Annotated in this window: 12 protein-coding genes; 10 read left to right on the top strand and 2 right to left on the bottom strand. The window is 70.5% G+C overall.

Features of this window, described 5'->3' with window-relative positions; translation table 11 throughout:
- Positions 1-10: 10 nt before the first annotated feature.
- Positions 11-1,168 (bottom strand): acyl-CoA dehydrogenase family protein, encoded by a 1,158-nt coding sequence (locus ACQF4J_RS28490; RefSeq protein ID WP_351467310.1) that lies wholly within the window; start codon positions 1,166-1,168, stop codon positions 11-13.
- 107 nt (positions 1,169-1,275) lie between these two features.
- Entirely contained in the window at positions 1,276-1,872 is a 597-nt protein-coding gene (locus ACQF4J_RS28485; RefSeq protein WP_351565632.1) for an SACE_7040 family transcriptional regulator, read from the bottom strand.
- Positions 1,873-1,968: 96 nt separating this feature from the next.
- Between ACQF4J_RS28485 and ACQF4J_RS28480 the strand changes: the two genes are divergently transcribed.
- The 10 genes from ACQF4J_RS28480 (at position 1,969) to ACQF4J_RS28435 (ending at position 14,774) form a co-directional block, all read left to right on the top strand.
- Entirely contained in the window at positions 1,969-3,585 is a 1,617-nt protein-coding gene (locus tag ACQF4J_RS28480) for a carboxyl transferase domain-containing protein (RefSeq protein ID WP_351565629.1), read from the top strand.
- 13 nt (positions 3,586-3,598) lie between these two features.
- Positions 3,599-5,512 carry an acetyl/propionyl/methylcrotonyl-CoA carboxylase subunit alpha gene (locus ACQF4J_RS28475; RefSeq protein WP_427167099.1) on the top strand — a complete coding sequence of 638 codons (1,914 nt, stop codon included), beginning with the start codon at positions 3,599-3,601 and terminating at the stop codon, positions 5,510-5,512.
- Positions 5,509-6,459 carry a hydroxymethylglutaryl-CoA lyase gene (locus ACQF4J_RS28470; RefSeq protein ID WP_351800299.1) on the top strand — a complete coding sequence of 317 codons (951 nt, stop codon included), beginning with the start codon at positions 5,509-5,511 and terminating at the stop codon, positions 6,457-6,459. Before ACQF4J_RS28475 ends, ACQF4J_RS28470 begins: the two co-directional genes overlap by 4 nt.
- Before the next feature lie 2 nt (positions 6,460-6,461).
- The gene (locus ACQF4J_RS28465; protein WP_351565620.1) at positions 6,462-7,622 is read left to right on the top strand and encodes an acyl-CoA dehydrogenase family protein; all 1,161 of its coding nucleotides are present in this window, start codon (positions 6,462-6,464) and stop codon (positions 7,620-7,622) included.
- A 139-nt stretch (positions 7,623-7,761) separates the two neighbouring features.
- Positions 7,762-8,814, top strand: a complete 1,053-nt coding sequence (locus ACQF4J_RS28460; RefSeq protein ID WP_427167098.1) for an ABC transporter substrate-binding protein — start codon at positions 7,762-7,764, stop codon at positions 8,812-8,814.
- A gap of 1 nt (position 8,815) precedes the next feature.
- Positions 8,816-9,649, top strand: coding sequence for a siderophore-interacting protein (locus ACQF4J_RS28455; RefSeq protein WP_427167096.1), 834 nt, complete (start codon positions 8,816-8,818; stop codon positions 9,647-9,649).
- 122 nt (positions 9,650-9,771) lie between these two features.
- Entirely contained in the window at positions 9,772-11,214 is a 1,443-nt protein-coding gene (gene desA, locus ACQF4J_RS28450; protein WP_351565611.1) for a lysine decarboxylase DesA, read from the top strand.
- Positions 11,198-12,484 (top strand): lysine N(6)-hydroxylase/L-ornithine N(5)-oxygenase family protein, encoded by a 1,287-nt coding sequence (locus ACQF4J_RS28445; protein WP_351800294.1) that lies wholly within the window; start codon positions 11,198-11,200, stop codon positions 12,482-12,484. Before desA ends, ACQF4J_RS28445 begins: the two co-directional genes overlap by 17 nt.
- Positions 12,481-13,008, top strand: a complete 528-nt coding sequence (locus ACQF4J_RS28440; RefSeq protein ID WP_351800291.1) for a GNAT family N-acetyltransferase — start codon at positions 12,481-12,483, stop codon at positions 13,006-13,008. Before ACQF4J_RS28445 ends, ACQF4J_RS28440 begins: the two co-directional genes overlap by 4 nt.
- A complete protein-coding gene (locus ACQF4J_RS28435) occupies positions 13,005-14,774 on the top strand; it encodes an IucA/IucC family protein (protein WP_427167094.1) in 1,770 nt (589 codons plus the stop codon). Before ACQF4J_RS28440 ends, ACQF4J_RS28435 begins: the two co-directional genes overlap by 4 nt.
- Positions 14,775-14,791: the final 17 nt, after the last annotated feature.

Below are 14,791 nucleotides of genomic sequence, written 5' to 3'. Positions count from 1 at the left end.
TGCGTTGGGCTTACAGACCCATGTCCTTCGCGATGATCGTCTTCATGATCTCGCTGGTGCCGCCGTAGATGCGGTTGACGCGGTTGTCCGCGTACAGGCGGGCGATCGGGTACTCGTTCATGAAGCCGTAGCCGCCGTGCAGCTGGAGGCAGCGGTCGATGACGCGGTGGGCGACCTCGGTGCAGAACAGCTTGGCGCTGGCGGCCTCGGCGGGGGTCAGCTCACCGGCGTCGAGGGCCTCCAGGGCGCGGTCGGCGACCGCCTCGGCGGCGTCCACCTCGGCCTTGCAGGCGGCCAGCTCGAACTTGGTGTTCTGGAAGGAGGCGACCGGCTTGCCGAAGACGGTGCGGTCCGTCACGTACTGCTGGGCGAACCGGACGGCGGCCTTGGCCTGCGCGTAGGCGCCGAAGGCGATGCCCCAGCGCTCGGAGGCGAGGTTGTGGCCGAGGTAGTAGAAGCCCTTGTTCTCCTCGCCGAGCAGGTCCTCGACCGGGACCTTGACGTCGACGAAGGCCAGCTCCGCGGTGTCGGAGGTGCGCAGGCCGAGCTTGTCGAGCTTGCGGCCGATGGAGTAGCCCTCGGACTTGGTGTCCACGGCGAACAGGGAGATGCCGTGGCGGCGGTCCTCGGCGGTGGGCGCGGCGGTGCGGGCGCAGACGATCACGCGGTCGGCGTGGACGCCGCCGGTGATGAAGGTCTTGGAGCCGTTGAGGACGTAGTGGGTGCCGTCCTCGCTGAGCTTGGCGGTGGTCTTCATGCCCGCGAGGTCGGAGCCGGTGCCCGGCTCGGTCATCGCCAGGGCCCACATCTCCTCGGCGGAGACGAACTTGGGCAGGAACCGCTTCTTCTGCTCGTCGGTGGCGAGCATCTTGATGTACGGCAGGGCGAGCAGCACGTGCACGCCGGAACCGCCGAAGTGGACACCGGCGCGCGCGGTCTCCTCGTACATCACGGCCTCGAACTTGTACGAGTCGATGCCGGCGCCGCCGAAGTCCTCGGGGACGTTGATGCCGAAGAGGCCCAGCTCGGCGAGCTTGTAGTAGAAGTCGCGCGGCGCCTGGCCCGCCGCGAACCACTCGTCGTAGACGGGGACGACCTCGGCCTCGATGAAGGCGCGCAGAGTCTCCCGGAACGCCTCGTGGTCCTCGTTGAACACCGTACGGCGCACCGCCGCCACCTCCGCTGACTCAATAGCTCCATGTCTAAGCGCTTGCTCAGATGATTAAGGTACCGGCGGGTAGGGAGGGGCGTCCAGAGGAGATCCCGTAACGCTCGTCACTCCGCCCCGGCCGCCGCGAACGCACCCCTGGCCATCCGGTGCAGCAGCTCGGCGGTGGTCCCGCGGCCCGGCAGGGAACCCGGGCGGCCCAGGTGCGGGGTGGAGTTCAGCAGGCCGAAGACGGAGTGCACGGCGGAACGGGCGGCGGGCTCCGCCAGGCCCGGATAGACCTCGCGCAGGACCGACACCCACAGCTCGACGTACTGCCGCTGCAGCTGGCGCACCAGCTTGCGGTCGCTGTCCCGCAGGCGGTCCAGCTCGCGGTCGTGCAGGGTGATCAGGGGACGGTCGTCGAGCGCGAAGTCGATGTGCCCCTCGATGAGCGAGTCGAGGACCGCCTCGGCCGGAGTGCCGTCCACCTCCGCGAGCCGCCGCTTCGCGCCCGTCAGCAGCTGGCCGCTGATGCCGACCAGCAGTTCGGCCAGCATGGCGTCCTTGCCCGCGAAGTGGCGGTAGAGACCGGGGCCGCTGATGCCGACGGCGGCACCTATCTCGTCGACGCCGACCCCGTGGAAACCGCGCTCGGCGAACAGCCGCGCGGCCTCCTTGAGGATCTGCTCGCGGCGGGTGGGGGCGTCGGTTCTGGTGGCCATGGAGGCAATTCTAGACAGGGAGGTTAGCGGTCGTTAACCTGAAGGAAATGGTTAACGCTCATTAACAGTCGATCACTGGGTGAGGGGACCGCAAGGATGCACGAGGCACCGGAGCTTCACAGCGCGGCCGACCCCGCGTCGGAGGCCTGGAAAGCCAACGAGCGGGCTCATCGCGCGCTCGCCGAGGAGCTGCGCGGCAAGCTGGCCGCGGCCCGCATGGGCGGGGGTGAGAAGGCGCGGGCGAGGCACACCGCGCGCGGGAAGCTGCTGCCCAGGGACCGGGTGGACGCCCTGCTCGACCCCGGCTCGCCGTTCCTGGAGCTCGCGCCCCTCGCCGCCGACGGGATGTACGACGGCGCTGCCCCCGCGGCCGGGGTGATCGCCGGGATCGGGCGGGTGAGCGGCCGAGAGTGCGTGGTCGTCGCCAACGACGCGACCGTCAAGGGCGGCACGTACTACCCGATGACGGTGAAGAAGCACCTGCGCGCCCAGGAGGTGGCCCTCGACAACCGCCTGCCGTGCGTCTACCTGGTCGACTCCGGCGGCGCCTTCCTGCCCATGCAGGACGAGGTGTTCCCGGACCGGGAGCACTTCGGGCGGATCTTCTACAACCAGGCCCGCATGTCCGGCGCCGGCATCCCGCAGATCGCGGCGGTCCTCGGCTCCTGCACGGCCGGCGGGGCGTACGTCCCGGCGATGAGCGACGAGGCGGTCATCGTCCGCGGCCAGGGCACGATCTTCCTGGGCGGGCCGCCGCTGGTGAAGGCGGCCACCGGCGAGGTCGTCACGGCCGAGGAGCTCGGCGGCGGCGAGGTGCACTCCCGGATCTCCGGCGTCACCGACCACCTCGCCGAGGACGACGCGCACGCGCTGCGGATCGTGCGGAACATCGCGGCGACGCTCCCCGCGCGCGGGCCGCTGCCCTGGGAGGTCACCGAATCGGTCGAGCCGAAGGTCGACCCCTACGGCCTGTACGGCGCGGTCCCGGTCGACTCCCGCACCCCCTACGACGTGCGCGAGATCATCGCGCGCGTGGTCGACGGCTCCCGCTTCGCGGAGTTCAAGGCCGAGTTCGGGCAGACCCTGGTCACCGGGTTCGCCCGCATCCACGGCCACCCGGTGGGCATCGTCGCCAACAACGGCATCCTGTTCTCCGAGTCCGCCCAGAAGGGCGCCCACTTCATCGAGCTGTGCGACCAGCGCGGCATCCCGCTGCTGTTCCTGCAGAACATCTCCGGCTTCATGGTCGGCAAGGACTACGAGGCGGGCGGCATCGCCAAGCACGGCGCCAAGATGGTGACGGCGGTGGCCTGCACGCGCGTGCCGAAGCTGACGGTCGTGGTCGGCGGCTCCTACGGCGCGGGCAACTACTCGATGTGCGGCCGCGCGTACTCGCCCCGCTTCCTGTGGATGTGGCCCGGCGCCAAGATCTCCGTCATGGGCGGCGAGCAGGCCGCCTCCGTCCTCGCGACCGTCAAGCGGGACCAGCTGGAGGCGCGCGGCGAGGAGTGGCCCGCGGAGGACGAGGAGTCGTTCAAGGCGCCGATCAGGCAGCAGTACGAGCGCCAGGGCAACGCCTACTACGCCACCGCCCGCCTCTGGGACGACGGCGTGATCGACCCGCTGGAGACCCGCCAGGTGCTGGGTCTCGCACTGACCGCCTGTGCCAACGCGCCGCTGGGCGAGCCCCAGTTCGGCGTCTTCCGGATGTAAGGGGGGAGGACCCATGTTCGACACAGTGCTCGTGGCCAACCGGGGCGAGATCGCCGTCCGCGTGATCCGCACGCTCCGCTCGCTGGGCGTGCGCTCGGTGGCCGTCTTCTCCGACGCGGACGCCGACGCCCGGCACGTGCGCGAGGCCGACACGGCGGTACGGATCGGTCCGCCGCCGGCGTCCGAGAGCTATCTGTCGGTGGAGCGACTGCTCGAGGCCGCCACCCGCGCCGGCGCCCAGGCTGTCCACCCCGGCTACGGCTTCCTCGCGGAGAACGCGGCCTTCGCGCGCGCGTGCGCCGACGCGGGGCTGGTCTTCGTCGGGCCGCCCGCCGAGGCCATCGCCCTGATGGGCGACAAGATCCGGGCCAAGGAGACGGTGCAGGCGGCCGGAGTGCCGGTCGTGCCCGGCGGCCGCGACCCCGAACTGGCCGAGGCGGCCCGCGCGCTGGGCGCGCCCGTGCTGCTCAAGCCGTCGGCCGGCGGTGGCGGCAAGGGCATGCGGCTGGTGCGGGACCTGTCCGTGCTGGAGGACGAGATCGCCGCCGCCCGCCGTGAGGCCCGCGCCTCCTTCGGCGACGACACGCTGCTGGTGGAGCGGTGGGTGGACAGCCCCCGGCACATCGAGATCCAGGTCCTGGCCGACGGCCACGGCAACGTGATCCACCTCGGCGAGCGCGAGTGCTCGCTGCAGCGCCGGCACCAGAAGATCATCGAGGAGGCGCCCAGCGTGCTCCTCGACGAGGCGACGCGGTCCGCGATGGGCGAGGCCGCGGTGCAGGCGGCGCGCTCCTGCGGGTACCGGGGCGCGGGCACGGTGGAGTTCATCGTGCCGGGCGAGGACCCGTCGTCGTACTACTTCATGGAGATGAACACCCGGCTCCAGGTCGAGCACCCGGTGACCGAGCTGATCACGGGCCTGGATCTGGTGGAGTGGCAGCTGCGAGTAGCGGCGGGTGAGGAACTGCCCTACGGGCAGGACGACGTCACGCTGACCGGGCACGCCATCGAGGCGCGGGTGTGCGCCGAGGATCCGGCGCGCGGGTTCCTCCCCTCGGGCGGCACGGTGCTGAGGCTGGCCGAACCGCAGGGCGACGGCGTCCGCACCGACTCCGGGCTCAGCGAGGGCACGGAGGTCGGCTCGCTGTACGACCCGATGCTGTCCAAGGTGATCGCGTACGGGCCCGACCGGGCGACGGCGATCAGGAAGCTGCGGGCGGCCCTGGCGGCGACCGTGACGCTCGGAGTGCAGACCAACGCCGGGTTCCTGCGCCGACTGCTGGCACATCCCGCGGTGGTGGCGGGCGAGTTGGACACCGGGCTGGTGGAGCGCGTGGTGGACGACCTCGTCCCCACGGGCGTGCCGGAGGAGGTGTACGAGGCCGCGGCGGCCGTGCGCCTCGACGCGCTGCGGCCGCGCGGGCGGGGCTGGACCGACCCGTTCTCGGTGCCGAGCGGCTGGCGGCTCGGCGGAACGCCCAGGCCGGTCGGCTTCCATCTGCGCGTGCAGGACCCCGTCGAGTACGTGCCCCGCGGCACCCACACCGTCACCGACGACGCCGTGTCCATCACCCTCGACGGTGTCCGCCACACCTTCCACCGCGCCGCCGACTGGCTCGGCCGTGACGGCGACGCCTGGCAGGTGCGCGACCACGACCCCGTGGCAGCGTCCCTCACCCGCGCGGTGCACGCCGGCGCCGACTCGCTCACCGCGCCCATGCCCGGCACGGTCACCGTGGTGAAGGTCGCCGTCGGTGACGAGGTGGCCGCGGGACAGTCCCTGCTGGTCGTCGAGGCGATGAAGATGGAGCACGTCATCTCCGCCCCGCACGCCGGCACGGTCGCCGAACTGGACGTCGCGCCGGGCACCACGGTCGCCATGGACCAGGTGCTCGCCGTCATCACCCCGGTGGAGGAGGACCAGTGACGCTCCCCATGGTCGTACCGGCCCCGGACCTGCCCGCACGCGTGCGCATCCACGAGGTCGGCGCGCGAGACGGCCTGCAGAACGAGAAGTCGACCGTGCCGACCGCGGTGAAGGCGGAGTTCGTGCGCCGCCTGGCCGACGCGGGACTGACGACGATCGAGGCGACCAGCTTCGTGCACCCCAAGTGGGTGCCTCAACTGGCCGACGCGGAAGCGCTGTTCCCCATGGTCCGCGACCTGGCCGTGGACCTGCCCGTCCTGGTGCCCAACCAGCGCGGGCTCGACCGCGCCCTCGCCCTCGGCGCCCGCCGCGTCGCCGTCTTCGCCAGCGCCACCGAGTCCTTCGCGAAGGCCAACCTCAACCGCACGGTCGACGAGTCGCTCGCGGTGTTCGACCCGGTCGTGCGGCACGCCCGGGACGAGGGCGCCCATGTGCGCGGCTATGTCTCGATGTGCTTCGGCGACCCCTGGGAGGGCGCGGTCCCCGTCCCTCAGGTCGTCCGCGTGTGCAGGGCGCTGATGGACATGGGCTGCCAGGAGCTGAGCCTCGGCGACACCATCGGCGTGGCGACTCCGGGACACGTGGGCGCACTGCTCGCCGCGCTGAACGCGGAGGGCGTGCCGACCGACGTCATCGGTGTGCACTTCCACGACACCTACGGCCAGGCACTCGCCAACACCCTGGCCGCGCTCCGGCACGGCGTCACGACCGTCGACGCCTCCGCCGGCGGGCTCGGCGGCTGCCCGTACGCCAAGTCCGCCACCGGCAACCTCGCCACCGAGGACCTCGTGTGGATGCTGCGCGGTCTCGGCATCGACACCGGAGTCGATCTCGGCCGTCTCGTCGCCACCAGCGCGTGGATGGCCGACCACCTGGGCCGACCCAGCCCGTCCCGCACCGTTCGAGCCCTGTCCCACGAGGACACCGGCGCCCCCGAGGAGCAGTGACCATGGACTTCCGTCTCTCCCCCGAACTGGAGGAACTCCGCCGTACGGTCGAGGAGTTCGCCCACGACGTCGTGGCGCCGAAGATCGGCGACTTCTACGAGCGGCACGAGTTCCCGTACGAGATCGTCCGCGAGATGGGCCGCATGGGCCTGTTCGGGCTGCCGTTCCCCGAGGAGTACGGCGGTATGGGCGGCGACTACCTGGCGCTGGGCGTGGCGCTGGAGGAACTGGCCCGCGTCGACTCGTCGGTGGCCATCACCCTGGAGGCGGGCGTCTCCCTGGGCGCCATGCCGATCCATCTCTTCGGCACGCCGGAGCAGAAGGCCCAGTGGCTGCCCCGGCTGTGCTCCGGCGAGGTCCTCGGCGCCTTCGGCCTGACCGAGCCGGACGGCGGCAGTGACGCCGGGGCGACCCGGACGACGGCCCGCCTGGACGAGGCGACGAACGAATGGGTGATCAACGGCACGAAGTGCTTCATCACCAACTCGGGCACCGACATCACGGGGTTGGTGACGGTCACCGCGGTCACCGGGCGCAAGCCGGACGGCAGGCCGCTCATCTCCTCGATCATCGTCCCGTCCGGCACCCCGGGCTTCACGGTCGCGGCGCCCTACTCGAAGGTCGGGTGGAACGCCTCGGACACCCGTGAGCTGTCCTTCCAGGACGTGCGGGTCCCGGCCGCCAATCTCCTGGGCGAACAGGGCCGTGGTTACGCCCAGTTCCTGCGCATCCTCGACGAGGGCCGGGTGGCCATCGCGGCGCTCGCCACCGGGCTCGCCCAGGGCTGCGTGGACGAGTCGGTGAAGTACGCCAAGGAGCGGCACGCCTTCGGCCGGCCGATCGGCGCCAACCAGGCCATCCAGTTCAAGATCGCCGACATGGAGATGAAGGCCCACACGGCCCGGCTGGCCTGGCGGGACGCGGCGGCCCGGCTGGTGTCCGGGGCTCCCTTCAAGAAGGAGGCCGCCCTGGCAAAGCTGCACTCCTCCACCATCGCCGTCGACAACGCCCGTGACGCCACCCAGATCCACGGCGGCTACGGCTTCATGAACGAGTACCCGGTCGCCCGTATGTGGCGCGACTCCAAGATCCTGGAGATCGGGGAGGGCACGAGCGAGGTGCAACGGATGCTGATCGCCCGCGAGTTGGGGCTCACGGGCTGACCCGAAGGGCGTAGCGGCACAGGCTGCTCACAGGCTCGGCGCGGAGCGTACCGCCCCCTGGACAACGAGTGAGGTTAGGCTAACCTACATTCGAACTTGTCCGGCGGGCGCTCCGCCCCGTTCGAAAGCAGTCACACCCATGCCCAATGCCCGTGCCACCCACCTTTCCCGACGCGGCGTCCTCGCCGCGGGCGGGGCCCTCGGCCTCGGCGCCGCGCTCGCGGCCTGTGGGGACGACGACGCGAAAAACGGGAGCACGGGCAGCGGCGGGACGGCGGCCGCCAAGTCCGGCCCCTGGTCCTTCAAGGACGACCGCGGCCAGACCGCGAAGGCGGACAAGGTCCCCTCGAACATCGTCGCCTTCGTCGGTGTCGCGGCCGCGCTGTACGACTACGGCATCCAGGCCAAGGGGGTCTTCGGCCCGACGAGGACCAAGGACGGCAAGGCCGACGTCCAGGCCGGCGACATGGACGTCAGCAAGGTCACCGTCCTCGGCAACGAGTGGGGCCAGTTCAACATCGAGAAGTACGCGGCCCTCGCGCCCGACGCACTGATCTCCACGATGTTCGACGACGCCGGCACGCTCTGGTACGTCCCGGAGGAGTCGAAGAAGAAGATCCTCGCCGTGGGCGCGCCGAGCGTCGGCATCTCCGTCTACGACCGCCAGCTCACCGAGCCGCTGCAGCGGATGCTCCAGCTCGCCGAGTCCCTCGGCGCGGACACCGCTTCGAGCAAGGTGACCGCGGCGAAGAAGGCCTTCGAGGACGCCGCCGCCCGGCTGCGCGCGGCCACCAGGGCCAACCCGGACATCAAGGTGCTGGCCGGCTCCGCGAGCCAGGACCTGTTCTACGTCTCCGGCTCCAACCTCTCCATCGATCTGGAGTACTTCAAGGCCCTCGGCGTGAACCTCGTCGAGCCGCCGGAGAAGGCGAAGGCGAAGGGCGGCGGCTGGTACGAGTCGCTGAGCTGGGAGAACGTCGACAAGTACGCGGCGGACATCATCATGATGGACAACCGCACCTCGGCCATCCAGCCGGCCGACATCACCGAGGCGACCTGGAAGAAGCTCCCCGCGGTCAAGGCGGGCCAGGTCATCGCCCGCAACCCCGAGCCGATCCTGTCCTACGACAAGTGCACGCCCCTGCTGACGGGCCTCGCCGAGGCCATCGAGAAGGCGAAGAAGGTCGCTTGACATGACTACGGCCGTAGCCGCCCCGTTCCGTTTCTTCTCCCTGCAGGTGACCCGGACGAGGCGGCTCGGCCCGTCTCTGGTCCGGGTCACCTTCACCGGCGAGGACCTGACGCACTGTCTCTCCCACGGCCTCGACCAGTCGCTGTCGCTGTTCGTGCCGCACCCCGGCCAGTCGGCGCCCGTGGTGCCGCTCGACCTCGGGGACGGCTGGTGGCAGGCCTGGCGCGAACTCCCGGACGACGTACGGGCCGTGATGCGGTCGTACACGCTCCGGGCGCTGCGGCGCGATCCCGACGAGGTCGACATCGACTTCGCGCTGCACACCCCCGCCGGCCCCGCCTCCGCCTGGGCCTCCCGGGCGGCGGCCGGTGACAACGTGCTCATCCTGGGCCCGGCGATCGCCGACAACCGCGCGATCCGCTTCCGCCCGCCCGAGGACACCGACCTCATGGTCCTGTGGGGTGACGAGAGCGCCCTTCCCGCGGTCTCGTCCGTCCTGGAGTCCCTGCCGCCCGGCATGCCCGTCCGGGTCTGGCTGGAGGTGCGCGACGCCGGGAACATCCAGGACCTGCCGACGGCCGCGGACGCCGAGATCACCTGGCTGGTCCGGGACGACGGCCCCGCCCCGTGCTCTCCCCTGGCCCTCGACGCCCTGCGCGCCGCCCAGCTCCCGCTCGCACACAAGCCGTACGTGTGGATCGCGGGCGAGTCGGGCTGCGTGAAGGAGCTGCGCCGGCACTTCGTGCGCGAGCGCGGGATCGACCGCCGACGGGTCACCTTCGTCGGGTACTGGCGGCAGGGCCTGAGCGAGGAGGAGCTGCGCGCACAGGAGTGACGGCGGTCACGGGAGAGAGAGGACGAGAAAGACTCATAACTTAGGTTAGGCTAACCTAAGTTGAAGCCGCTGCTTCCTTCTCTCTCCCACCCCGCACGGACTCCCCACCGGAGGGCCCCCACATGCGCTCGCACCTGCTCAATGACCTCACCGCGGAGCACTACCGCCGCTCCGTGACCGAAGGAGTAGAGCGGGTGGCGGCCAAACTCGCCACCACCGACCGTCCGTTCACCGGTGCCACCGTCGACGCCCTCACCCCCCGGATCGACGCCGTCGACCTGGACCGGCCCCTGGGCGACACCGGCGCGGTCCTGGACGAGCTGGAGGAGCTCTACCTCCGCGACGCGGTCTACTTCCACCACCCCCGCTACCTCGCCCACCTCAACTGCCCGGTCGTCATCCCGGCCGTCCTCGGCGAGGCCGTCCTGTCCGCCGTCAACTCCTCCCTGGACACCTGGGACCAGTCGGCCGGCGGCACCCTGATCGAGCGAAGGCTCATCGACTGGACGGCCGCCCGCATCGGCCTCGGCGCCGGCGCCGACGGCGTGTTCACCTCCGGCGGCACCCAGTCCAACCTCCAGGCGCTGCTGCTCGCCCGCGAGGAGGCCAAGACCGACTCCCCGGCCCGACTGCGCGTCTTCGCCTCCGAGGTCGGCCACTTCAGCGTGCAGAAGTCCGCGAAACTGCTCGGCCTCGGCCCGGACGCCGTCGTGACCGTCCCCGTCGACCACGACAAGCGGATGCAGACCGTCGCCCTCGCCCGTGAACTGGAGCGCTGCCGCGAGGACGGCCTGATCCCCATGGCCGTCGTCGCCACCGCCGGCACCACCGACTTCGGCTCCATCGACCCGCTGCCCGAGATCGCCGAACTGTGCGCCCAGTACGGCACCTGGATGCACGTCGACGCCGCCTACGGCTGCGGACTGCTGGCCTCCCTGAAGTACCGGGACCGCATCGACGGCATCGAACGCGCCGACTCGGTCACGGTCGACTACCACAAGTCCTTCTTCCAGCCGGTGAGTTCGTCCGCCGTCCTGGTCCGCGACGCCGCGACCCTGCGCCACGCCACCTACCACGCCGAGTACCTCAACCCGCGCCGCATGGTCACCGAGCGCATCCCCAACCAGGTCGACAAGTCCCTGCAGACCACCCGCCGCTTCGACGCCCTCAAGCTGTGGATGACGCTGCGGGTGATGGGCGCCGACGGGGTCGGCGAGCTCTTCGACGAGGTCTGCGACCTGGCGGAGGAGGGCTGGCGGCTGCTGGCCGCCGACCCCCGCTTCGACGTCGTCGTCCGGCCGACCCTGTCCACCCTGGTCTTCCGCTACGTCCCGGCGGCCGTGACCGACCCGGCCGAGATCGACCGCGTCAACCTGCACGCCCGCAAGGCCCTGTTCGCCTCCGGGGCCGCCGTGGTCGCGGGCACCAAGGTCCACGGCCGCCACTACCTGAAGTTCACCCTGCTCAACCCAGAGACGACGGCCGAGGACATCGCCGCCGTCCTCGACCTGATCGCCGGCCACGCCGAGCAGTACCTGGGAGAGTCCCTTGACCGCGCTTCCTGAACCCGCCGTGCACACCTACGACTTCGTGGGCATCGGGCTCGGCCCCTTCAACCTCGGCCTGGCCTGCCTCACCGAACCGATCGCCGAACTCGACGGCCTCTTCCTGGAGTCCAAGCCGGACTTCGAGTGGCACGCGGGCATGTTCCTGGACGGCGCCCACCTGCAGACCCCGTTCATGTCGGACCTGGTCACCCTCGCCGACCCGACCTCGCCCTACTCCTTCCTCAACTACCTGAAGGAACGCGGCCGGCTGTACTCGTTCTACATCCGCGAGAACTTCTACCCGCTGCGCGTCGAGTACGACGACTACTGCCGCTGGGCGGCAGGCCAACTCGGCAGCGTCCGGTTCGGCACGACGGTCCGCGAGGTGACGTACGAGGACGGGCTGTACGTCGTGCGCACCGAGGCCGGCGACGCCTTCCGCGCCCGCCGCCTGGTCCTCGGCACCGGTACGGTCCCCTTCGTCCCGGAGCCCTGCCGGGACCTGGACGGCGACCACATCCACACCGCGCAGTACGCGCACCGCAAGGCGGAGCTGCAGCGCAAGGCGTCGATCACGGTCGTCGGCAGCGGCCAGAGCGCCGCGGAGATCTACCACGAACTCCTCGCCGAGATCGACGTCCACGGCTACGAGCTCAACTGGGTCACCCGCTCCCCCCGGTTCTTCCCGCTGGAGTACACCAAACTCACCCTGGAGATGACCTCCCCGGACTACATCGACTACTTCCGCGCGCTGCCCGAGGAGACCCGCTACCGGCTGGAGAAGCAGCAGAAGGGCCTGTTCAAGGGCATCAACTCGGACCTGATCGACTCGATCTTCGACCTCCTGTACCAGAAGGACGTCGAGAGCGGCGACCGCCCGGTCCCCACCCGCCTGCTCTCCAACTCCTCCCTGACGCAGGCCCGTTACGAGGACGGCCAGTTCACGCTCGGATTCCACCAGGACGAGCAGGACAAGGACTTCGAGATCCGCACCGAGGGCCTGGTGCTCGCCACCGGCTACCACTACGAACCGCCGGCCTTCCTCGCCCCGATCCGCGACCGCCTCCGCTTCGACGGCCACGGCCGGTTCGACATCGCCCGCAACTACTCCATCGACAGCACGGGCCGGGGTGTCTTCCTGCAGAACGCCGGCGTGCACACGCACAGCGTCACGTCCCCCGACCTGGGCATGGGCGCCTACCGCAACAGCTACATCATCCGTGAGCTGCTCGGCACCGAGTACTACCCGGTCGAAAAGACCATCGCCTTCCAGGAGTTCGCCGTATGACCTTCACCTTCCGTCCGCTCGACCCGCTGCGCGACGCCGAGCTCCTGCACTCCTGGGTGACCCATCCCAAGGCGGCCTTCTGGATGATGCAGGACGCGAGGCTGGAGGACGTCGAGCGGGCCTACATGGAGATCGCGGCCGACGAGCACCACCACGCCCTGCTCGGGCTCGGCGCCGACGGCGTGCCGGCGTTCCTCATGGAGACGTACGACCCCGCCCACCGCGAACTCGTCGGCCTGTACGAGCCGTTGCCCGGGGACGTGGGCATGCACTTCCTCACTCCGCCCACCGACACCCCCGTCCACGGCTTCACCCGCGCCGTCATCACCGCCGTCATGGCGCACCTCTTCCAGGACCCGGCGGTCAGGCGTGTGGTCGTCGAACCGGACGTCTCCAACAAGGCCGTCCACGCCCTGAACGAAGCCGTCGGGTTCGTGCCCGAGCAGGAGATCCAGAAGCCGGAGAAGAGGGCGTTGTTGAGCTTCTGCACACGCGAGCGGTTCGAGAAGGCGGTGCTGGCGTGACCCTCGCCGACGCCGTCGCCCACCTCACCCCCGAACGCTGGGAGCAGGCCAACCGCCTCCTGATCCGCAAGGCCCTGGCCGAGTTCGCACACGAGCGGCTGATCACGCCCGAGAAGGACGGCGAGGAGTACGTCGTCCGCGGCGACGACGGCCTGACCCGCTACCGCTTCACCGCCGTCCGCCGCGCCCTCGACCACTGGCACATCGACCCCGCCTCCCTCTCGCGCACCCGCGACGGAGCCGAACTCCCCCTCGCCGCACTGGACTTCTTCATCGAGCTGAAGGACACCCTCGGCCTGAGCGACGAGAACCTCCCGGTCTACCTGGAGGAGATCTCCTCCACCCTCTCCGGCACCTGCTACAAGCTCACCAAGCCGCGGATACCGGTCGCCGAGCTGGCCCGCTCCGGGTTCCAGGCCATCGAGACCGGCATGACCGAGGGCCACCCCTGCTTCGTCGCCAACAACGGCCGGCTCGGCTTCGGCATCCACGAGTACCTGTCGTACGCCCCCGAGGCCGCGAGCCCGGTCCGTCTGGTGTGGCTGGCCGCCCACCGTTCCCGCGCGGCCTTCACCGCGGGCGTCGGGATCGAGTACGAGGCGTTCGTGCGCGGCGAGTTGGGCGAGGCGACCGTCGAGCGATTCCACCGCGTCCTCTCCGAGCAGGGTCTGGACCCGGCCGACTACCTGTTCATCCCCGTGCACCCCTGGCAGTGGTGGAACAAGCTCACCGTCACCTTCGCCGCCGAGGTGGCCCGCCGCAACCTGGTCTGTCTGGGCGAGGGCGACGACGAGTACCTGGCCCAGCAGTCCATCCGGACCTTCTTCAACCGATCCCACCCCGAGAAGCACTACGTGAAGACGGCCCTGTCCGTCCTCAACATGGGCTTCATGCGCGGGCTGTCGGCCGCGTACATGGAGGCGACCCCGGCGATCAACGACTGGCTGGCCCAGCTCGTCGAGGGCGACCCGGTACTGAAGGCGACGGGGCTGACGATCATCCGGGAGCGGGCCGCCGTCGGCTACCGGCACCTGGAGTACGAGAAGGCGACCGACCGCTACTCGCCGTACCGCAAGATGCTCGCCGCGCTGTGGCGCGAGAGCCCGGCGGCCGGCCTGCGGGAGGGCGAGTCGCTCGCCACGATGGCCTCCCTGCTGCACGTCGACCACGAGGGCGCGTCGTTCGCGGCGGCCCTGATCGAGCGGTCGGGCCTGGCGCCGGCCGAGTGGCTGCGCGGCTACCTGCGGGCCTACTTCGTGCCGCTGCTGCACAGCTTCTACGCCTACGACCTGGTCTACATGCCGCACGGCGAGAACGTGATCCTCGTGTTGCGGGGCGGTGCCGTACAGCGCGCGATCTACAAGGACATCGCCGAGGAGATCGCCGTCATGGACCCGGACGCGGTGCTGCCGCCGGAGGTGCGGCGGATCCGGGTCGAGGTGCCGGAGGACAAGAAGCTGCTGTCGATCTTCACCGACGTCTTCGACTGCTTCTTCCGCTTCCTCGCCGCGAACCTCGCCGACCAGGGGGTCCTGGAGGAGGACGACTTCTGGCGGACGGTCGCCGACGTCACCCGCGAGTACCAGGCGTCGGTGCCCGAACTGGCCGAGAAGTTCGAGCGGTACGACCTGTTCGCGCCCGAGTTCGCGCTGTCCTGCCTCAACCGGCTGCAGCTGCGCGACAACCGGCAGATGGTCGACCTGGCGGACCCGTCGGGCGCCCTCCAGCTGGTCGGAACCCTCGACAATCCGGTCGCGCGGTTCTGATCACGGCGGACGGGCAC

It is taken from the genome of Streptomyces sp. C1-1, from assembly GCF_050214755.1.
GTDB lineage: Bacteria > Actinomycetota > Actinomycetes > Streptomycetales > Streptomycetaceae > Streptomyces.
This window is presented reverse-complemented; position numbering and strand designations above follow the sequence as displayed.

Coding starts and splice junctions, on each gene's coding strand:
- ACQF4J_RS28485 (WP_351565632.1), bottom strand. CDS start 1,872: ATGGCCACCAGAACCGACGCCCCCACCCGCCGCGAGCAGATCCTCAAG.
- ACQF4J_RS28480 (WP_351565629.1), top strand. CDS start 1,969: ATGCACGAGGCACCGGAGCTTCACAGCGCGGCCGACCCCGCGTCGGAG.
- ACQF4J_RS28475 (WP_427167099.1), top strand. CDS start 3,599: ATGTTCGACACAGTGCTCGTGGCCAACCGGGGCGAGATCGCCGTCCGC.
- ACQF4J_RS28465 (WP_351565620.1), top strand. CDS start 6,462: ATGGACTTCCGTCTCTCCCCCGAACTGGAGGAACTCCGCCGTACGGTC.
- ACQF4J_RS28460 (WP_427167098.1), top strand. CDS start 7,762: ATGCCCAATGCCCGTGCCACCCACCTTTCCCGACGCGGCGTCCTCGCC.
- ACQF4J_RS28455 (WP_427167096.1), top strand. CDS start 8,816: ATGACTACGGCCGTAGCCGCCCCGTTCCGTTTCTTCTCCCTGCAGGTG.
- desA (WP_351565611.1), top strand. CDS start 9,772: ATGCGCTCGCACCTGCTCAATGACCTCACCGCGGAGCACTACCGCCGC.
- ACQF4J_RS28440 (WP_351800291.1), top strand. CDS start 12,481: ATGACCTTCACCTTCCGTCCGCTCGACCCGCTGCGCGACGCCGAGCTC.